We start from the raw sequence: 19,628 nt of genomic DNA on the forward strand, positions 1-19,628 counted from the left end.
CCTATCCATTTTGACATATGCTGAATAATCACCCCCAGATAAACCAACAATAATGCCGTTGTGTGTAGAATCTGCGAAGGTGGTTAGGGTATGTCTGATAAAAAGTGGGACCTCGTCGCACTTGCTTCTATCCCTGTCATTATGACGTTGGGAAACTCCATGCTTATACCGATTTTGCCACAGATTGAACGGGAATTGAAGGTATCTTCATTCAAGGTCAGTATGCTGATTACGGTATATGCTGTAGTGGCCATTCTGCTGATTCCACTCGCAGGATATTTATCGGATCGATTCGGCAGGAAAGCCGTGATTATTCCCAGTCTTGTCATTGCAGCGGTTGGAGGGGCTGTTGCAGGGGTTGCTGCATGGTTCATGAGCGGAAATATAGCCTATTGGACGATTCTTGGGGGAAGGTTTTTGCAGGGAGTGGGTGCAGCAGGCGCATTTCCGATTGTCATACCTCTGGTGGGGGACATGTTCAAGAATGAAGATGAGGTAAGCAAAAGTCTGGGCATCATCGAAACCTCGAACACGTTTGGCAAAGTGCTTAGTCCGATTCTGGGTGCGGCGCTGGCAGTATGGTTATGGTATTCGCCGTTTCTGGCGATTCCGGTGCTTTGTCTAATTTCGCTAATCCTCGTTATATTCCTGGTTAAAACACCGAAGAGGAAGGAAAAACCGCCTACATTTTCGGAATTTGTTGCTTCCATTCGTGACGTTCTCAAAGAAAAGGGACGCTGGTTGTACGCTTTGTTCGCAATCGGTGGAATTTGTATGTTTCTTATTTTTGGCGTCTTATATTATCTTTCTGAAACGCTGGAGAGTGAGTTTGCGCTCAAAGGTGTAGTCAAAGGGCTCGTGTTGGCCATCCCTTTGGCATCGTTATGTCTAGCTTCGTTTTTGGCAGGCAAGTGGATTGGTAAAAATAAATCACGCATGAAATGGCTCGGTTTTGCCGGACTAGCCTTGGTAACGGTATCGCTGGGGATTATCGGCATATTCGATAATATTTACGTTGTGGTGGGATTGTTCACCCTAGGGAGTGCGGGTATCGGTGCTGCACTGCCATGTCTCGACACGTTGATTACAGAAGGTGTAGACAAAAAGCAACGTGGTACAATTACAGCTCTGTTCAGCAGCATGCGTTTTATCGGCGTATCGCTCGGCCCGCCCGTTGTTTCTTTGTTGATTGGTTCCCATCATTTTTTGCTTTTTGGCATTCTGGCTGCGTCAGGTGCTGTCGGAGGCTTGCTCACGTTGCTGGCGGTTAAACCTGAGAAGAGAGGGGGGCCAACTTCTGGCAGTGATTCAAAGCAGGATGATCAGGAGAAGCAGGATGAAGAAGACAAAAAGCATAGTAATAAAGACAAGCAGGACGGGCATGACAAGTTGCGCAAAAGGCGTGTGCAAGAAAGTGAAACCGATCAAGGATACAGACCCTCACCTCTGCGCCGTAAAAAAAGTCTCTACTGACGGGTGCATGGAATGATTCCTTACGCTAAGGGAAACCTAAAAACGCGTTTACGTCTCACAGAGCAGAGTAGCTGCTTGCCAGATGTAAACGCGTTTTTGTACTGACATCCCGACAGAAGATGATATCAATTTGGCTCTTTTGATGAACACCTGTGTTTCAGGTGAACTTCAGGAAATACATATTCTGAAATTCAACGTAATTATCTGTTAGTTTCTTTTATCAAGCTCTGCTTGTACATGATTTGTATCATGTGAAGCAAAGCTGTCCGTTGCCGTAATATGTGTATGGGATAACAGCGGATGTGTTTCAATCTGGAAGCTGCCACTTCGTTTTCCCTGAATCAGATAGATCAGGAGAAACAATGCCATAAATATGACGGAGTAACGATACATTTCCGTATAACTTGTTAAGGAAGCGATAGCGCCGAGCAGAAGTGCACCCGTAGCAATGCCAAAATCAAGTGTGTTCAAAAACATCCCGTTTGCCATCCCTCTCTGAGCAGGGGAGACCACCTGAATCATCCAGGTTTGTAATGACGATTGCATAGAGCCATAACCAATACCGTAGATAAAAGCAGCTACAAACAGGACAGGCATCGTCGTTGCCCAGGAAAGGGTAAGGAGTCCAAGGGCGATACATATTGCCCCAGGAATCAATAAAGCTTTAGGACCTTTACTGTCGTAAATTCGACCGGCAAACGGTCTAACGAGTAGAACAGCCAGTGCATTAAACAGGAAAAACAGCGCTGGGTTAGCAAGATGCGCTTCTTTACCAAACAAAACGATAAACCCGACTAATCCGCCGTAGGTAATAGACAGCAAACCGTTCAGTATACTTGGCAGGATCAGTTTCCGGTTAAAAGGCGCCTTTGCTTTAGAACCCGGTTTAGCTTCTGAAACAGTTGCAACATCGCGAGCTAATTGCTCTTGTTGTGAGGGTTGCGCCTTAGTAACCTGGGAAGCCTCTGTCTTGGCTGCTTTTTTACGTGTCAGGCTATAACTGAGTGGATAGATCACAGCAATCACTCCCGCAGTACTCAGCATAAGGGTGACAAACCCAGCTCCTTGTAGCAGGGTAACGCCGATAATCGGCCCCATGGACATCGCCAGGCTGGTGGACAATCCAAAGTAACCCATGCCTTCGCCCATTCGCTTGACAGGTACAATGTCAGATGCCATGGTTGGAAATGCAGTACTGCTTAGTCCGAATCCAACACCGAACACCATACGGAGCAAAAGCAGAACAGCGATACCCGCAGCAAAATAATAGCCAAGCGTGGCAAGCAGGGCTATAGACAAGCCAATATAGATCATCGCATTACGGAAACCCTTTTCCAGTGCTTTCGCAGAGTAGAGTCGTGCCGCAATGGCGCTTAATGCAAACAGGCAGGTGAATAGGCTGACTTGAAATGCATTGGCATGGAATCGATCCTGCACATAAGAGGGTAGTGGTGAAACGATCATGTGCAGTTGTAGGAATAATAGAAAATTACATAACATGAGTAAAATAAAATCGGTCGTCCATAATCGGACAGGTGCAGATTGTTCTTTCATGGTGAAACATTCCCCCTGAGTTGTGATAGTTACAGATTGCGATTAATGAGGGAAAGAGTATGTTTAAATGCTTCCATCTGGTCTTCGGGTATACCTTCAGCAAGTTTTTTATTCATTTCTCTTTCGATCGGAACAAGCACATCAATTAATGCTTTGCCATCTTTGGTAGGATACAGCAGGTACGCTCTACGGTCCTGATCACTCGTGCGGCGCTCGACCCAGCCTTTTTTCTCCAATAAATCGATGATCCGTGCGGTGGTAGGCTGGTCTTTGAACACATAACCTGCCATTTCTTTCTGGTTAACGCCTTCCTTACGCACCACATTAAAAAGCACAGAAAATTGCTCTGTGGTAATATCGTAGGGTTTAAATTGTGCCGCTAGAAGGGCAGCTGTTTTGCGGTGGGTGAGTCCGAGCATGAATCCAACAGATTGCTCCAAAGAATACTCCATGAATGGATGAACCTCGCTTCCGTAGAAAATATCTCTAAAATTCATATAGTTGTTATAACAACTATATGTGGAACAAGTAATTTTGTCAAAGACAATTGTTGTGCCACAGGGGCAGAGCATATCGATGCAAAGCGTAAAAATTCCTGCTAGAATAGGGATGAAACGGCTTCCAAAGTAATAAAAAATTTGTTATGTAAGGAGCGTTTAATGATGCTGAAAAATATTCCTGCGATCCTTCCGCCTGAACTCCTCAAACTTATGTCCGAAATGGGACATGGTGATGAACTTGTGCTAACGGATGCAAACTTCCCTGCGGCCAGCCATGCTGAACGTTTAGTACGCTGTGATGGCATTGGCACTGTGCAACTATTGGAAGCTGTATTACAGCTATTTCCGCTAGACACCTATGTAGAGCGACCAGCCGCCGTCATGCAGGTGGTTAAAGGTGATCCAGTCATTCCGATTATCTGGGAAGATTACCGGCGGTTAATTGAGCAATACGAGGATATGAGAGATGCACTCGAATACGAGGATCGTTTTGATTTTTATGAACGTGCCACCAAAGCGTATGTCATTGTTGCAACGGGTGAACGTGCTCAATACGCGAACCTCATTTTGAAAAAGGGAGTTGTTTTCCCTGAATCAGGACCCGCTCAAGAGCGGATGAATTCAGAAACCTACTAAAATCATATTCGTTTAGGGCGACGGAGCTGGTGAGGCTTTCGCCGCCTTTTTGCGTTTGCCTGATCGTTCCGCTTACGATCTGGCTGCCAAGTCTGATCCGATCTCGGTTCGTGCAGCCTCTTCAAGCAATGGCTACCGTATCTGTGAGTGAACAATGATCACTATAGTGTGCAACACTTGAGTAGAAATATACTTTAGGTATGGCATGATTCGGCAAAGGATACATAAATGCAAACTTTACTCCTGATGATGAATGGGGCAAAGGCATGATTTCTTTTACAATGGACTTCAGGAAGATCTAATTCGAGGGATGTATTGTAAGGAAAAGAATGAAGAGAAAGTAGGGGAAAAGGGACGTGAAAAACACGAAGGAAATGAAAATCAAAATTAGACAAGCGAATCCAAATGATATTTCGGAAGTATCGAGGCTTTTTAATGAGTATCGCATGTTTTATGGTCAGCATTCAGATCTGGAGGCAGCGACATCTTTTATTAAAGAACGGATGAGTAAGCAAGAATCAATGATTTTTATTGCTGCGTGTAACGAAGGATCAAAGATGCCTGACACCGCTATGGGTTTGGTACAAATTTATCCCAGTTATAGTTCCGTTTCGATGGGACCGATCTGGATTCTGAACGACCTGTTCGTGGATTCAAAATATCGGAAGCAGGGGATAGCCCGAAAGCTGATGCAGGCGGTGATGAAGCAAGCCAAGAAACAGCAGATTCTTCGAATTGTACTTTCTACAGCGATTAGCAATCAGCAGGCTCAAGCATTATATGAATCCGAAGGATATACACAGGATCAAAGCTTCATGTATTATGAATGTAACGTTGAGCGTGAAAATGGGTCCTGATTAAGTTGTTACAATACATCATCTGGTGTTGACGAGATAAGGAGGGATAACCAGATATGATGCAGTGGATTGCCATGATTACGATGTTGATTGATCATATAGGAGCTGTGTTTTTTCCGCATGTGGTTGAACTGAGAATCATCGGCCGTATCGCTTTTCCTATCTATGCCTTTGCTGTATATATCGGCTACAAGCATACACGTAATGTACAGAAATACATATGGCGATTGTTTTGGATCGCAGTGATTTCCCAAGTGCCGTTTATGGCTGCGTTTAATCATTTTTCGCTAAATGTAGTCTGGACCCTGTGGTCGGCACTGCTGGTGCTGCTGGCTCTGGATCGGCTGTCTTCTAAGCTGATCAGTATCCCGATTGCGATCGGGGCGGGATGGGTAATGGAATGGTCACATATGGATTATGGTATGTATGGTCTGCTGCTCGTGCTGTTATTCCGTTACTTCAAAGGGCCAGTGTTGGTCATGGCACATGTTGTATTGAATGCACTTTATTTGTTGCTCCATCACAGCTCTCTCCAGATGTACAGCATGCTAGCAACGATGGGGATTGCAATTGCACAGTACTACCAGGCAGGTTTCCGTTTGAAAGGGCCTCGGTGGATCTGGCGTTATTTCTATCCGGCTCATCTTGCTATCATTGCTGTAATCCGTTGGATATAGTTTTATGTGGTGAAAAGACAGCGTATTAAAGAGGTTACGTCGTTATTACGATCACTCCCCATTTTTCACTCATCTTTATGCAAAAAAAGCCACTTATCGCCGTAACGCGATAAAGTGGCTTTTGCTTTATTTATTTCTATTGATATCGTTATCCGACATATCGTTTAATCTGCAACTGTTGTTGTACCATAATTCGGACGAATTGCTGCAGGAAAATAACCGATCTGAACTGCATAGTCCAGCATGGTATGAATGAAACGCTCATCGGTTTTGGCGCAGAAGATTCCTGCTGGTTCGACATAAGCCGTTGTTACCGGCGATGCATAGGCATATGCTGAATCCTTCGCTCCGTCACCTTCCAACTGAGCAATCGCAAGTTGCAGAGCTTCCGGTTCTTTGGCAATTGTTGTATCAAACAGCCAGTGGTTATAGTCTTCAAACGGCATTGTTTCGACATTATAACCTGCATGCTTCACCGCTTCTACCAAGGCATCATACCGGATCGGCTCTGGATTACAGATATGGAATACACGGCCAGCTGTATCCTGACGTAAGGCCAGATGTACGATTGCTTCGCTGGCATAATTGATCGGGGTAAAGTCCATCAGCCAGTCCGCGGCAGGGGCTTTGCCCAGCAATAACATGGCCTTGATCATGCGGTAGATCGCATTGCTATCAATATTTGTCTGAAAACGACCTGTACGAGAATCACATGTCAGGTTGCCTGCACGGTAAATGCTGACTGGCACTCCTTCTGCTGCGGCATTCATGAGTACTTTCTCGGCTTCGAGCTTACTGTCGGAGTAGACATTGTCCACATGTAACTCTTCCGGGAAACGGTCATATTGCAATGTAGATTCCCATTGTCCGCTGAGGGCCAGATCTTCGGGTATGCCCATCGTGGATATGTGATGGAACGAAGCTCCTTTTTTGTTACGTATCAGGTCTAACAAAGCAACTGTGCCTTCGACATTGGTTTTAGCGAACTGTGCCGCTTCCCCGAAATGACGAACATCAGCGGCGCAGTGAATGATACGGTCAATCCTTGACTCAAGCAACGTTTGTTGCTCTGCGGCAAGACCCAGATTCTTTTCCTCCAAATTCCCTTCAACAATCACAACACGACCTTCGAGCTGGTCAGCAAGTTGTTTGCCGAAATAACCCAACATTACTTTGCTTAAACGTGCCATTGCTGTCGTGCCATCGCTTGGACGACGAACAAGAGCGTAGATCCGTGCCGAAGACTTCACAATTAACTGCTGCAGTACATGTGAGCCCAGATAACCGGTTGCACCCGTCAGCAGCACATGTTCAGGCTGTAGAATGTTCGGATATCCAAGCTGGGGAGACAGTTCCACCGGATGTTCGGAAAGTTGCGTGATGATGCCAGTTGCAGTGGATGTCTGTTTCGCCGGTTCACGTTGCTCTGATAAAAGTGCGACTCGGCGAGCAAGTGCGCGAATTGTTTTCTCCGCAAAGAAATCGGCGATTTTCAGCTGCGGATAATGTGGCTTCAGAAGAACCAGAACATGGATGACACGCAGGGAGTCGCCACCAATACTGAAGAAACTGTCTTCGACACCAAACTCCTCATGTTGCAAAATCTCTTTCCAAGCATGGAAGAGTATAGATTCCGTTTCTGTCTCCGGCATCACGCGGTCTGGCTGATCGGTATGACGTTCAGCATGTGGCATGGATACCATGGCCTTGCGGTTGATTTTCCCTGTTGGGGCAATAGGCATCTCATCCAGCTGGCAGATCCATTTTGGTACAAAGTAGGATGGAAGTTTCTCTGAAAGTGTTGCTTTGATATCCGTTACGGAAAGGGTGCTTCCATCTTTGGATGTAAAGTAACCCACGAGCATGTTTTGCCCATCCGCTTCCTTTTTTGCAATAACGGCAACATCCTGGATCTGCTCCAGTCTGGCCAGATGATCTTCGATTTCACCGATCTCGATTCGGTGACCCCGAATTTTAAGCTGAGAGTCACTGCGTCCCACATATTCCAGTAATCCGGTATCCAGCATTTTGGCAATATCCCCGGACTTGTATATTTTCTCGCCAATCGCAAACGGGTTATCAATAAAGGATTGCTCTGTGCGCTCGGGCTGGTTCAAGTAGCCTTTGGCAAGCGCAGGAGTTGCGATATACACTTCGCCAGGTACGCCTACAGGACAGAGCTGATGTTCTTCGTTGACAATATAAACTTTGTAATTATGAATAGGTCTGCCAATCGGAATATTAACGACGTGTCCCGGGACCTGTTCACTAATCCGGTGTGTCGTGGTAGCCACGGTGCATTCTGTTGGTCCGTATACATTAACGATGTCAATCTGATTGCCAAATTTGCGTTGGAAAGCCCGAACCTGTTCTCCATAGAGGGCCTCCCCGGCTACGGTGATGATGCGTACTTTTGCCAGTTTATGAAAGCCTTCATCAGACAGATAAGAAGCCAGTTGATTGAAGAAAATGGTGGGCAATATCGTAATAATGGTCGTTCCTGTTCTTTCGATTGCACTTGCAAACTCTTCAATAGATACTCGTTCTTCTGCAGATAACAGATAAAGCTCGGCTCCATAGAACAGAGCACCAATCGTATCCCATACTGATGCATCGAAGCTATATGTGGCAAACTGCGTTAATACATCGCCGGGTTGAATGTCACAGTCACGCTGTACAACACTGCCCAGATTGGTGACACCCCGGTGAGCGATCAGTGCGCCCTTTGGTTTGCCAGTAGAGCCTGAAGTATAAATGACGTAAGCGAGATCATCTGGTTTGATATCCAGGTTCGGATTGCTGGCAGCAAATCCTGCAAGTCGTCCGTCTACGGAAAGAATGTGACGTACCGTAGAAATACCGGAAAACAATGCTTTGGCTTGATCAAACGAGGCTTCTGTTGTCAGTACAAACGGAGAAGCTGTATCTTCGACAATGTAACTGTTCCGTTCTTGCGGATGTTCAGGATCAATCGGTACGTAGGCACCGCCTGCTTTAAGAACACCGAGCAACGAGATGATTGTATCCAGGCTGCGATCCATAAAAATACTGACAAATTCACCTTGCTTTAATCCGTTGGATATTAATACGCGAGCAACCTGATTCGCGCGTTCATTTAATTCCCGGTACGTATAACTCGCTGAAAGTGAGGTGATCGCCGGAGAATTCGGGTATGCCGCAGCGACGGCTTCAAACCAGCTATGGATGGTCGGATATGCTGGCTCAAGTACCGCCGTGTCATTCATTTCCCGATAGAGCAAACGGTCTGAAGTAGACAGAATGTCTACTGCACCGATTGCTTTGTGACCATCACGCAAGAGAGCGAGAAGCAATGTTTGAAAATACTCCGCATATCGCAATATCGTTGATTCTTGTAGCAGCGAACGGTCATAAAACAGATCGAGAATCATCTCGTTCTGATCATAACGAACGTTCCAGTTCATCACCTGAGGAGCCTGAGGCAATTGAACACTGTTTAACATAAACATTGTCTCAGGATATCCTCCGGTTTGTTGTGTATAAGGAATCTGAAGTTGCTTCGTAATCTGTTCGAATAATTCAGTGAAAGTTGTCTTGCCCTGAAGCTCTAATGAAAGATAAGAAGCTGCCTGATCCGGAGCGAGTACTCCAATCGCAAGCTCCTCTTCAGCAGACAATCGGAATAACAAGGCTGCATAAGCTGAAAGGAATGCAGGGTACACCATCTGTTCCCCAAACTTCTGTTTAAGTTCACGACTCAATGAAGCTTTCAATGTAATATGAGTAGACTCATAAGAGAATGTTTGCTGGCGACGTCCATAATCCAATGGAATCTGAAGAACAGGTAAGCCAGATTCCACGGAGTGGGAGAAAGATTGGTTTTCAATCACTTCAGGTATCCTCCTTGGTTGAAACCGAGTGTTAGTTATTTTTTTATTGTTGCTTGCTTACATTGAAATGAGAAATCAATTCCTGCAGCTCTTCAGACATATCATTGAGTCGAGTGGAGGAGTCTACCAGCGTAATCAGAGAAGCCTTTTGCTCGTCTACAGATACAGAGATCTTTTCACTGCTATCAGCTGTCTTGCTTACGCTTGCAGACAAATCATCCGCTGTTGCAGTCATCTCTTCTGTGCCTGCTGAAATTTCCTGGGTTGCACTCGAAACTTCCTGAATCTGATGGGATACCTTTTTCGCTGCTTCCAAGATTTCATCAAACAATTGACCGGTTTGATCGGCTACGGAGAGACCTGTATCTACTTCAGATGTACCTTGTTCCATGGCTTGAACAGCTTGTTTAATACCAGCCTGGATCTCTTGAATCAATACGCCAACCTGACTGGTTGCCTGTTCAGACTGTTCGGCAAGCTTACGGACTTCGCCAGCTACGACCGCAAAACCTCTTCCTTCTTCACCTACACGAGCTGCTTCAATGGATGCATTAAGAGCAAGCAGATTAGTTTGGCTTGATATCCCTGAGATTATGTTCAGAATGTCACCGATTTCCTGTGAACGGCTCTCAAGGACTTCGATTGCAGAAGCCGTATTTTTCACAGACTGCGTAATCAGGTTCATTTGCTCGGATACCTGACGAACTACAGTATTACCTTGTTGTGAACGGCGCTCCATCTCATAGGCTTCGTCCGCAACACTTGCGGAACTACTTGCAATGGTCTGGATTACGGTAGCCATCTCGGACATTGCGCGTGCGCTGTCACGGGTAGCCTGTTCTTGTGAACGGATGTTTGTACTAATATGCACAACGTTACTGTTAATAGAGTCTGCATTTTCACTGTTACGCTCAGAGACTTCATAAAGTTCCTTCGCAGACTGGTTTACTTCCTGAGAGGTCATTTGTACTTTAACGATCGTGTCATTGATACGGCGTACCATGACGTTGAATTTTTCGTTTACAAGTCCCAGATCGTCTTTTCCTGTCGGGATGTTGACATCCAAATTACCTCTGCTGACTTCATCAATGCCTTTGATCAGATGACGAATCGGAGAGAGGGTGTTTTTAACGACAAGATATTGAATAATGAGGAACAGGAGCAAGAACGCTACAAGAATAATAACTCCATTTAATAACAAGGAATTCAGACCTTTTGGAACTGCACTGGCGTCCGCATCCACAGCGAAATAAGCAAAAATTTTGCCGTTGCTGTCTTTGATCGGATAAGCAATGGTTGTCCAGGTTCCGAAGTCATCGGAATAAAAGGTGGTGAACGTTGGACGATCGGTATTTAGCATCTCTTTCAGAGCATTGGCTACAACGACCGGTTGTTCGTACATATCGCCAATATTTACGTTGTCGCTCTGAAAAGCCTCTCTCAGGTTCGTTGGCATTGCAACAAGGGAAGTTAACCGTTTGTTGTCGCCGCCAAGCTCCACACCGAAGATATAGGCTTGTGCAATGTTAGGATAATATTTTTGCATTTCGTCAAAATAAGCTCTTAGTTTCGTCTGAGCAGTACCGTCGTAGCTGCGCTCTGTGATTGCAGTTTGTACATCTGCGGCATTAATATCTTGAGCCCACTTTTTCGTAATCTGTGATACTTGTCCATGCAGTTGATCGACCAGAATCGTTCTTTGGAAGTAATAACTGCTTGCAATCAGAGCCACGCCAATAATGATGATGTTGGTAAATGAGAGCAATAGGTTTTTGGAGAAAAACGACATGTTTTTCCAACTCAATGATTTCACTAAACTCCACTCCTGATCTTCTGTAAATTAAGAATCTGTAAGATGCGCTTTTGGAGCAAAAATTATTTCATTCTGTCATCTCCTTCTAAAAGGGAAAGTGCGACAATGGTCTCGGTTTCTTGGTCACTATGCAAGACTTATGTACCCTTTCGAAACAACTGTGTCTAATTATTAAAACACATCTATATCTATTATGTCGTGCAAAATGTCGTTAAATTGAATAGCTTTGTTAAAACTTTTTTAATATTTTACGTACTTATGGACATATCTTTCTTTTTATAGGTAATTAGTACTGTTTATTTTTAAAAATTGCCATTTTTTAGTTTCATTCTGTATTCTATAACATAGCAAGGAAAATTACACCATTTATCATCAAAAAATCGGTCTTAATCTGTCCAGGAAGCTTGGATATACATCGGATGAGGTTTTATCTATAATAACTACATATGGTTTTATACAAATTAAAGAGCAGGCGGGGGTTAAATAATGAATCTGAAGCAGATTGCGGCAGAACATGCGGCATCGTTCGTTGAAGATGGAATGAAAGTTGGTTTGGGCACAGGCTCAACCGCATATTATGCAATATGTCGAATTGGGGAGCGGGTTCGGGCAGGTCTGAACATTCAGGCAGTAGCTACCTCAGAGGCTTCAGACAAGCTGGCACGGGAATGGGGCATTCCAATTATTCCTTTTGACCAGATTGGACGATTGGATCTGACGATTGATGGAGCGGATGAAGTAGATCCGGATTTCAACCTGATCAAAGGCGGTGGCGGAGCTCTTTTGCGTGAAAAAATAGTGGCAGCAAATAGCGATAAGCTGATTATTGTTGCTGACGGTAGCAAGGCTGTACAAAAACTGGGGAAATTCCCTTTACCGGTTGAGGTCGTACCTTTTGCATCGGAATGGACTTTTAAGGCGCTCGAAAACATGGGATGTCAGCCGAAGTGGCGGATGGATGGGCCAAAACAATACCTTACGGATAACGGGAATCTGATTGCAGACTGTCATCTGGGGGCCATTGCCGATGCTTCCGAACTTAACGTACAACTGAATATGTTACCAGGTGTCGTGGATAATGGACTATTTGTGAAGATGGCAGACGTTGTGATCATTGCCAAAGAAGACGGCAGTATAGACGAACTTCACCGTCCGTAACGAATTTAAAGGAAAGCAGGTGTCATGATCCAGAATGAGAGAACTGCCCCTTAGAGATGATGAGCTTGTTCTTCGAATCGTGGAGCAAGATGACCTTACTGAACTATATGAGCTGATCTATAAGGATGACCACCCCGAATGGAAAAAGTGGGATGCACCTTATTATCCGCTGGAGCGTGAACCATACGAGCGTTTTGTGCATCATACGCTTGCACGGCTGGAAGCAGATCAAAAAGCAGCACGGCCAGCATCCAGTCGGGTCATTGAGGCAGACGGAGAAATCGTGGGACTGATTAGTTATTATATTGAAGATCCGTTATCGATGTGGCTTGAGATGGGAATTATCATCTACAAACCATCTCGATGGGGGAGAGGGATCGGTACACGTTCACTTCATATGTGGTCAGGTCATTTATTTGAAAATCTGCCTATCGTTAGGGTTGGACTGACTACGTGGTCTGGTAATGAGCGAATGATGAAGGCTGCAACAAAGATCGGGCTGCAAATCGAGGGGCGAATGCGGAAGTGCCGGTTCGTTCTCGGGGACTATTATGATTCAATTCGGATGGGCATGCTCCGCGAGGAATGGGAGCAGAAGTTATCCAGTGAAACGGACGGAAATGCATACAACTGATGGAGGATTATAGAAATGCTGAAAACGGAGGATAACCGGGAGTTGTCATTGCAATTGTTTGTGGTTCTTATTCGCGCTTACAATTCAGTGACATCACGTTCCAATCGGGACATCCAGAGCCATGGACTCAATTCCACAGAATTTGGAGTACTTGACTTGTTATATCATAAAGGACCACAGGCTTTGCAAAAGATCGGTGAAAAAGTATTGATGTCTAGTGGCAATATAACGTATGTTGTTGACAAGTTACAAAACAAGAATTTACTGTTTCGCCGTCCCTCCAAGGAGGATCGCCGAGTTATATATGCGGAATTGACGGAAGAAGGAAAACAGTTATTCACGCAAATATTTCCACAGCATCACCAAGTCATTATCGACATTTTGGAGGGACTTGAACCATCCGAAAAAGTTGAGGCGATCCGCCTGCTGAAGAAACTAGGACTTGCTGCAGAAGGCAAAACGGACCTGCGTATATAACGTGGATCCGTTTTTTTTTTGTCTTTAACATAACTCGGATACTGGCTATATGGCTTGCGTATAGCTTCATAATATAGGAAGATTGTTTTATAGCATCGAAATGATATAGAACGCTCCATGTATACTAGATTAATAGAATTGTCTCAAACGAAATATATACATGAAAAAGATTTGTTTGGCACAGGATGCAGACAAAGGAGGAATGCGCCGATGAGTCATTGGGAGGCCGGAGAACGTTTGCTTCAAGATGCAGGGATCTTGGCTGAGAAAATAACCGAAATGCAGTATCGGTTGCAGCCCGACTTAATGGAGCGTTTCGGTCCGATTGGAAAAATAAGAACCAAGCAGGACTCACAGTACAGTCTGAGCTATCTGGCGGAAAGTGTGCTTGTGAAAAGTCCCAGTTTGTTCACTCACTATATATCGTGGTTAAAAGTGCTGCTTGCCGGTTATCGGGTATCGGCAGAGGATCTGGGAATGAACCTCAAGCTAATCAAACAGGCATTGAATGAAGAATTCGAACAACCTCATCGTGAGCTTCTATTGGAATATTTGGAGTTGGGGATCGATGTCACGAAGCAAATGGAGACCCAGTCCAGCTTTATTCATGAATCTATGCCCTACGGGTTCGAAGCAAAGGCTTATTTACAATATCTTCTGGATAACCGACGGAGAGAAGCTTTTGCTATGATCGATTCGGAATTGGATGCTGGAGCATCGATCCGTGATATGTATCGGTATATTTTTCAGCCTGTTCAATATGAGATTGGTCGGTTATGGCAACTGGGGCAGATTAGTGTAGGTCAGGAGCATTTTTGCACAGCAGCAACACAATCATTTATTTCTCGTTTGTACTCCAGATGGCTGATTGAGCCGAATAAGGGAAAAAGACTGGTCGCGGCCTGTGTGGGGAGTGAACAGCACGAGATTGGGTTGCGCATGCTTACAGATGTATTCGAAATGGAAGGCTGGGATACGTATTATCTTGGAGCTAATGTTCCAAACGGAAGCATTGTGGAAGCAATCAAGCGGCATGAGAGTGATGTAGTAGCGATTTCGGTGACGATGACTTATCATCTTCATCTGGCTAAAGAGTTGATTGAACGTATTCGTAACCATGCAGAAACGGCTCATATCAAAGTGATGGTTGGCGGTTATCCGTTTAATATAGACAAGGAATTATGGCGAGCAGTCGGTGCTGATGGTTATGCACCTGGAGCAGAAGAGGCTGTTGCTATTGCTGAACGTCTGCTTAATCATCCAGTGTCGCTTGACAATGTAAGTACGGCAAGTGAATAGGGAAGGGATGAAGGGATGCCGAATGACAATGAAGAGATACAGAGGCTGCGTAAAACGATTGAGCAGTTATCGGACCAACTGATTCGAAGCAAAGAGCAAGAGGAACGCACACTGTCAGCATTTTCCGATATGAATAATGAGCTTGTGACGCTTCAGCGGCAACTTTCCAAGAACAATGCAGGCCTGGAGTCAGCACGTCAGAAGGCTGTAGCATCTGACGAATCAAAAAGTGCTTTTATGGCGGTCATTAGCCACGACTTTCGGACACCGCTAAACGGAATATTGGGGATGGCTGAGTTGTTAATGTTATCGCCGTTATCGGAGGAGCAGAAAGATTCAGTAAATGTTATCCAAGAGGCAGCCAAGCTTTTGCTCAAATTAATTCAGGATCTTCTCGATTTTTCCAAACTTGAAGCAGGTCAATTGCGTCTTGAACAAGGAGAGGTGAAGCTCCAAGAGATTCTGGATCACATCTTGCGTTTGCTTAAGCCACAGATTGATAAGAAAAGAAATTGTATTACCATGGATTGTGACCCAGAAGTCGCCGCCGTACTTGAAGGAGATTCCACTCGAATTACACAAATACTGATTAACCTGATTCAGAACGCAAACAAATTCACTACCGATGGATCTGTTAAGGCGGAAGTTAAGCTTGTGAGGCATCAGGCACGCACTCAGCTTGTACGCTTCGAGGTGCATGATACGGGGATCGGTATTTCAAAAGCAGACCAGGCTCGTCTTTTTCAGCCATATATGCAGACAGAACAGGGACGTTCGAAAGAGCATGAAGGTACAGGCCTTGGTTTATCGATCTGCAAGTCACTCGTTCAATTAATGAACGGAGAGATTGGAATCCAGAGTATGGAAGGGCAAGGGTCCACTTTCTGGTTTGAGCTTGAACTTGGGCTACAAAGGGTGGAAAGCGGAGAAAGTGCCCAGCTAACGGTAGCAGACGAAACTTCGAATCCTACAGATGGTGCGAAAAACGATGTTGGTGATACAACGAAGAACAGTTCTCGGGATGCACCTGAGCAGGAGGCCCACACTGTACCGATTCTACTGGCTGATGACAATGTTATTAACCGCCAGCTTGTTCAACTGCAACTCAAAAAGCTGGGTTTTACTGAACTCGAATGTGTCTCCAGTGGGGAAGAAGCTGTGAATGCATTTCGCGATAAAACATACAGTCTGATTTTGATGGATAGTATGATGCCCGTTATGGACGGGATTGAAGCCGCACGTCAGATTCGTGCAATGGAGCGGGATGAGATGCGTCCAGCGACGCCGATTATCGCAATGACCGGCAATGTAATGCAAAGTGAGAAGGACAGGTGTTATGAGGCTGGAATGAATGACTTTATCGGTAAGCCAGTTACCTTAGAGGTGCTCGGCACGACCATTCGGAAGTGGCACTCGGCATCGAAACCTGCACAGATTCTGAATATGGACGTTGTCCGTGAAATTGCTGAATTAAACACGGATGGCAGTCAAACGTTGCTCAGCATGTTGCTGGAGATGTACCGTGCGGAAACGCCGGGTAAAATTGAGGACCTGCGCAGGCATGTTGTTTCAGCCGATCATGAAGCGGCAGCCGAGACAGCCCATGATTTGAAATCAGGAAGTCTGAGCCTCGGTATTAGTTATCTCTCAACGTTGTTCAGCCAGATTGAGGAATACGCGAAACAGGAACGAACCCATCAAGCAGAACCATTGCTGGACAAGCTTCTTCCCGCGTACCAGTTTGCTTGCGGAGCGCTTCAGCAGGTTAACAAAAGTTGAAGCATGCTAGGTTGTGAAGCATTATAACCTAATTAAACATGGAGTCGCTATAACTCATTGACTGAAATGGAGGATCTTTTACATGATATTTTATGGGCTGGCGGCTCTCATAATAACAATAATGGCTCTGCTATGGGGCGGAGGACTTTATTTCTTCAAGACAGCCATTCGTCGTACACCGAAAACATTTTTGGCGGATAACCCCAATCTTAAGATGGAAGTGGAAGATGAACTGATCAGCACTGTTGCTGATTTACACTGGCTTGATGCTCAGGATAGCAAGACCGTTACCATTCAGTCTCAAGATGGATTGAGACTTTCCGGCATCTGGCTTTCATCAAAGAACGAGTCTGCAAGAACAGTTATTCTGGCTCACGGCTACTCGGGGAAAGGCAGAGAAATGGCGGGGTTCGCCCGATTTTACGCTGAAACTCTGGGTTATCACGTATTAATGCCGGATGATCGCGGACATGGTCAGAGTGAAGGAGAGATCATCGGATTTGGCTGGTTAGACCGGAAAGACTATATTCAGTGGATCGGTTGGGTTCTGGATCATGTGGACAAAAATGCAGATATTGTTCTGCATGGCATATCGATGGGAGGTGCCACTGTGCTGATGACAGGCGGGGAAGAACTGCCGGATCAGGTCAGAGCCATCGTATCGGACTGTGCGTATACCTCGGTGGAGGAGGAATTGACGTTTCAGTTGAAGCAGTTGTACAAGCTACCGGCCTTTCCGTTCATTCCGGTGACCAGTTTGATTACCAAATGGAAAGCAGGGTACTCGTTTAAAGAAGCATCCGCACTGAAACAACTAGCCAAGGTTAACGTTCCTGTGCTGTTCATCCATGGTGAGGCGGACATGTTTGTGCCAACGGAAATGGTGTATCGTTTGTACGAAGTTTGTAAGGCAGAGAAGGAACTGCTGACGATTCCCCGTGCAGGTCACGGAACGGCGTTTCAGGTTGATCGCGAGAAATATAAAGCGGTGCTAGAAGCTTTTTTGCAGAAACACATGCCGCGTTGAGAGAGGGTTCACTGATTACCTAAATGTTGTTAAACTTTCAGTTATATATTGACCATCCAACATAGATTTCACTTGGAGGGAGATAGATATGCCACGTTTTTCAAGAGAATGCTCGTATTGTCATCAACCTATGGGAGCAGATGAATTCAAATGTAAGTCGTGCGGCAATATGGTAACAACCAAAACGGCAAAGCCAGATCAGCCATATATGGTGGAGTATGAAGAATCGACATTGGATCGTTACTCTATGGTACTGCTCGTCATCATGACGATATTTTTTGCGCCTATTGCGATGACTGTCGGTGGAATACTGTTATTTAATGACTATGCCAGTAAACGAGATGCGGGGAAAATACTTGTCACGGCCAGTTTAGTCATGATGGTGATCTATATGATTCTTTTCTTCGCTTTTGGGTGAACGTTACTGTAAGGTCTAAATCCATTACAGGAGGTACCGGAATGCGAGAAGAACAGTTTGAGGCTGCTCGTCAAGCTGAAGCGGGATATCATTCTAACTTTTATAAAAACAATGAACTGTTTGAAGAAGGAACATGGATGTCCAGACCCATGCCTATGGTGATGGAGATGTTGGAACGTTTGCTTGTTCATAAACAACAATTACGTGTACTAGACCTGGGATGCGGTGCGGGCAGACACACCATACCGATTGCACAACGTTTGTCAGACACAAACAGCGAGGTTATTGGCGTGGATCTGCTGGATGAAGCGGTAGACGGACTTCGTAAGTATGCGAAGCAGTATGAGGTGGATCACATCGTTCAGGCCGAAAAAGCAGATGTTGAGCATTACCGGATTCAACCGAATGCCTTTGATTTTATTGCGGCTTGTTCATGTTTGGAGCACACATCCAGCAAAGAGGCCTTTCTTGAAACAGTGGAGCGCTTAAAAGAGGGAACCCGGCTCGGAGGTATCCATTGTATTACGATGAGTACCAGTGTGGAAGAAAAAGAAATCCAGACAGGCCGTCAGATCGAGCCATTGATTGAATTGAACTTGCCCACATCCGAAGTCATCGCATTACTGGAACATGCCTACGAGGACTGGAACATTCTGTTTCAGGAGCATGTAACCCAGACGATCCAAGAAGAGAAGTATGATGAACCTACAGAGTTTCGTTGCGAGTTGCTTCGGTTTGCTGTGCAGAAAGACTAAGTACTTTTCTTGAACTTTGCAGCGATACCGTCTACAATACGATAGCGGGTTGAGTTAGACCTAGATCGATAGTAGGCTGAACAGGTTTAAACATTCTCGGCACGAGAAGTACGTATATTGGAGGAATTGTTTTGTTGAAAAATTTGAAGCCACGACTGCAGGAGCCGGAAGTACAAGAGTTGCTCTCATACGCTATCTTTCCTGACCCGGATCAGGTCACTCAGACGGTACAGCAGTATGTTACACAAAGTAACCTGTTTTTGACCGGATATGAGGATGAAGGGCAGCTGGTCGGTCTAATTGGCTATGAACATACGGGAACGAGCGAAATTACGATTCGCCATATTGCAGTTCTGCCTGAGAACCGCTTCAAAAATTATGGGCGGGGCATGATTTCACAGCTTCTAGCAGAGTACAATCCGGATACTTTGATCGCAGAGACAGATCAGGAAGCGGTGGAGTTTTACCGAAACACAGGATTTGTTGTCTATAGTCTTGGCGAATTGGTTCCAGGTGTGGAGAGATTCCGCTGTGTGCTTGAGAAAGAAGACGATGAGCACGATGTTTAGCGAGGGATGTGCGTAAAGCATTCTGTGTATAATCTTATACGAAAATTCAGATAGGATATTTGGCTTGGCAAAGGTGCTGAGCCGGATGTCCTGTTTTTTTGTTTAAAAAGTAGGAGAAAAGTATTGCTTTGCG

The 19,628-nt window shown here is 45.2% G+C and carries 17 protein-coding genes; 13 read left to right on the forward strand and 4 right to left on the reverse strand.

Annotation, left to right across the window (positions count from 1 at the left end):
- Positions 1 to 90 precede the first annotated feature (90 nt).
- Positions 91 to 1,473 carry an MFS transporter gene (locus EC604_RS11910; RefSeq protein WP_123064380.1) on the forward strand — a complete coding sequence of 461 codons (1,383 nt, stop codon included), beginning with the start codon at positions 91 to 93 and terminating at the stop codon, positions 1,471 to 1,473.
- 207 nt (positions 1,474 to 1,680) lie between these two features.
- On the opposite strand, the gene EC604_RS11915 is transcribed toward EC604_RS11910, so the two are convergent.
- Positions 1,681 to 3,027 (reverse strand): MFS transporter, encoded by a 1,347-nt coding sequence (locus tag EC604_RS11915; RefSeq protein WP_123064381.1) that lies wholly within the window; start codon positions 3,025 to 3,027, stop codon positions 1,681 to 1,683.
- A 29-nt stretch (positions 3,028 to 3,056) separates the two neighbouring features.
- Positions 3,057 to 3,479, reverse strand: a complete 423-nt coding sequence (locus EC604_RS11920; RefSeq protein ID WP_123064382.1) for a MarR family winged helix-turn-helix transcriptional regulator — start codon at positions 3,477 to 3,479, stop codon at positions 3,057 to 3,059.
- A gap of 210 nt (positions 3,480 to 3,689) precedes the next feature.
- Here EC604_RS11920 and EC604_RS11925 point away from each other — a divergent pair, with 210 nt between their 5' ends.
- The 3 genes from EC604_RS11925 to EC604_RS11935 all read left to right on the forward strand — a co-directional run bounded on the left by EC604_RS11925 (position 3,690) and on the right by EC604_RS11935 (position 5,697).
- Positions 3,690 to 4,163, forward strand: a complete 474-nt coding sequence (locus tag EC604_RS11925; protein ID WP_123064383.1) for an RbsD/FucU family protein — start codon at positions 3,690 to 3,692, stop codon at positions 4,161 to 4,163.
- 356 nt (positions 4,164 to 4,519) lie between these two features.
- Positions 4,520 to 5,020 (forward strand): GNAT family N-acetyltransferase, encoded by a 501-nt coding sequence (locus EC604_RS11930; RefSeq protein ID WP_240036827.1) that lies wholly within the window; start codon positions 4,520 to 4,522, stop codon positions 5,018 to 5,020.
- Positions 5,021 to 5,076: 56 nt separating this feature from the next.
- Positions 5,077 to 5,697, forward strand: coding sequence for a TraX family protein (locus tag EC604_RS11935; RefSeq protein WP_240036829.1), 621 nt, complete (start codon positions 5,077 to 5,079; stop codon positions 5,695 to 5,697).
- Positions 5,698 to 5,861: 164 nt separating this feature from the next.
- Here the strand turns inward: EC604_RS11935 and EC604_RS11940 are convergent, their stop codons facing one another.
- Both EC604_RS11940 and EC604_RS11945 read right to left on the reverse strand, forming a co-directional pair.
- On the reverse strand, positions 5,862 to 9,566 hold the full coding sequence (locus tag EC604_RS11940; protein WP_123064384.1) for an amino acid adenylation domain-containing protein: 3,705 nt from the start codon (positions 9,564 to 9,566) through the stop codon (positions 5,862 to 5,864).
- A 43-nt stretch (positions 9,567 to 9,609) separates the two neighbouring features.
- Positions 9,610 to 11,355, reverse strand: coding sequence for a methyl-accepting chemotaxis protein (locus tag EC604_RS11945; protein ID WP_123064523.1), 1,746 nt, complete (start codon positions 11,353 to 11,355; stop codon positions 9,610 to 9,612).
- Between the two features lie 510 nt (positions 11,356 to 11,865).
- Here EC604_RS11945 and rpiA point away from each other — a divergent pair.
- The 9 genes from rpiA (at position 11,866) to EC604_RS11990 (ending at position 19,495) form a co-directional block, all read left to right on the forward strand.
- Positions 11,866 to 12,537, forward strand: coding sequence for a ribose-5-phosphate isomerase RpiA (gene rpiA / locus EC604_RS11950; RefSeq protein WP_123064385.1), 672 nt, complete (start codon positions 11,866 to 11,868; stop codon positions 12,535 to 12,537).
- 34 nt (positions 12,538 to 12,571) lie between these two features.
- A complete protein-coding gene (locus EC604_RS11955) occupies positions 12,572 to 13,171 on the forward strand; it encodes a GNAT family N-acetyltransferase (protein WP_123064386.1) in 600 nt (199 codons plus the stop codon).
- Positions 13,172 to 13,186: 15 nt separating this feature from the next.
- A complete protein-coding gene (locus tag EC604_RS11960; RefSeq protein WP_123064387.1) occupies positions 13,187 to 13,648 on the forward strand; it encodes a MarR family winged helix-turn-helix transcriptional regulator in 462 nt (153 codons plus the stop codon).
- Positions 13,649 to 13,858: 210 nt separating this feature from the next.
- Positions 13,859 to 14,947 carry a cobalamin B12-binding domain-containing protein gene (locus tag EC604_RS11965; protein WP_123064388.1) on the forward strand — a complete coding sequence of 363 codons (1,089 nt, stop codon included), beginning with the start codon at positions 13,859 to 13,861 and terminating at the stop codon, positions 14,945 to 14,947.
- Between the two features lie 15 nt (positions 14,948 to 14,962).
- Positions 14,963 to 16,726 carry an ATP-binding protein gene (locus tag EC604_RS11970; RefSeq protein ID WP_123064389.1) on the forward strand — a complete coding sequence of 588 codons (1,764 nt, stop codon included), beginning with the start codon at positions 14,963 to 14,965 and terminating at the stop codon, positions 16,724 to 16,726.
- An 82-nt stretch (positions 16,727 to 16,808) separates the two neighbouring features.
- Positions 16,809 to 17,753, forward strand: coding sequence for an alpha/beta hydrolase (locus tag EC604_RS11975; protein ID WP_123064390.1), 945 nt, complete (start codon positions 16,809 to 16,811; stop codon positions 17,751 to 17,753).
- 169 nt (positions 17,754 to 17,922) lie between these two features.
- A complete protein-coding gene (locus EC604_RS11980) occupies positions 17,923 to 18,171 on the forward strand; it encodes a hypothetical protein (RefSeq protein WP_161556920.1) in 249 nt (82 codons plus the stop codon).
- Positions 18,172 to 18,212: 41 nt separating this feature from the next.
- A complete protein-coding gene (locus tag EC604_RS11985; protein ID WP_123064392.1) occupies positions 18,213 to 18,926 on the forward strand; it encodes a class I SAM-dependent methyltransferase in 714 nt (237 codons plus the stop codon).
- 134 nt (positions 18,927 to 19,060) lie between these two features.
- A complete protein-coding gene (locus tag EC604_RS11990) occupies positions 19,061 to 19,495 on the forward strand; it encodes a GNAT family N-acetyltransferase (protein WP_240036831.1) in 435 nt (144 codons plus the stop codon).
- Positions 19,496 to 19,628 lie beyond the last annotated feature (133 nt).

Source organism: Paenibacillus amylolyticus, assembly GCF_003719335.1.
GTDB classification, from domain to species: Bacteria; Bacillota; Bacilli; order Paenibacillales; family Paenibacillaceae; genus Paenibacillus; species Paenibacillus amylolyticus_D.

What these genes read in the sequence shown, in the direction of transcription:
- EC604_RS11910 (WP_123064380.1), top strand. Translation starts at nt 91, where the DNA reads ATGTCTGATAAAAAGTGGGACCTCGTCGCACTTGCTTCTATCCCTGTC.
- EC604_RS11915 (WP_123064381.1), bottom strand. Translation starts at nt 3,027, where the DNA reads ATGAAAGAACAATCTGCACCTGTCCGATTATGGACGACCGATTTTATT.
- EC604_RS11920 (WP_123064382.1), bottom strand. Translation starts at nt 3,479, where the DNA reads ATGGAGTATTCTTTGGAGCAATCTGTTGGATTCATGCTCGGACTCACC.
- EC604_RS11925 (WP_123064383.1), top strand. Translation starts at nt 3,690, where the DNA reads ATGCTGAAAAATATTCCTGCGATCCTTCCGCCTGAACTCCTCAAACTT.
- EC604_RS11935 (WP_240036829.1), top strand. Translation starts at nt 5,077, where the DNA reads ATGATGCAGTGGATTGCCATGATTACGATGTTGATTGATCATATAGGA.
- EC604_RS11945 (WP_123064523.1), bottom strand. Translation starts at nt 11,355, where the DNA reads ATGTCGTTTTTCTCCAAAAACCTATTGCTCTCATTTACCAACATCATC.
- rpiA (WP_123064385.1), top strand. Translation starts at nt 11,866, where the DNA reads ATGAATCTGAAGCAGATTGCGGCAGAACATGCGGCATCGTTCGTTGAA.
- EC604_RS11955 (WP_123064386.1), top strand. Translation starts at nt 12,572, where the DNA reads ATGAGAGAACTGCCCCTTAGAGATGATGAGCTTGTTCTTCGAATCGTG.
- EC604_RS11960 (WP_123064387.1), top strand. Translation starts at nt 13,187, where the DNA reads ATGCTGAAAACGGAGGATAACCGGGAGTTGTCATTGCAATTGTTTGTG.
- EC604_RS11965 (WP_123064388.1), top strand. Translation starts at nt 13,859, where the DNA reads ATGAGTCATTGGGAGGCCGGAGAACGTTTGCTTCAAGATGCAGGGATC.
- EC604_RS11970 (WP_123064389.1), top strand. Translation starts at nt 14,963, where the DNA reads ATGCCGAATGACAATGAAGAGATACAGAGGCTGCGTAAAACGATTGAG.
- EC604_RS11975 (WP_123064390.1), top strand. Translation starts at nt 16,809, where the DNA reads ATGATATTTTATGGGCTGGCGGCTCTCATAATAACAATAATGGCTCTG.
- EC604_RS11980 (WP_161556920.1), top strand. Translation starts at nt 17,923, where the DNA reads ATGGTAACAACCAAAACGGCAAAGCCAGATCAGCCATATATGGTGGAG.
- EC604_RS11985 (WP_123064392.1), top strand. Translation starts at nt 18,213, where the DNA reads ATGCGAGAAGAACAGTTTGAGGCTGCTCGTCAAGCTGAAGCGGGATAT.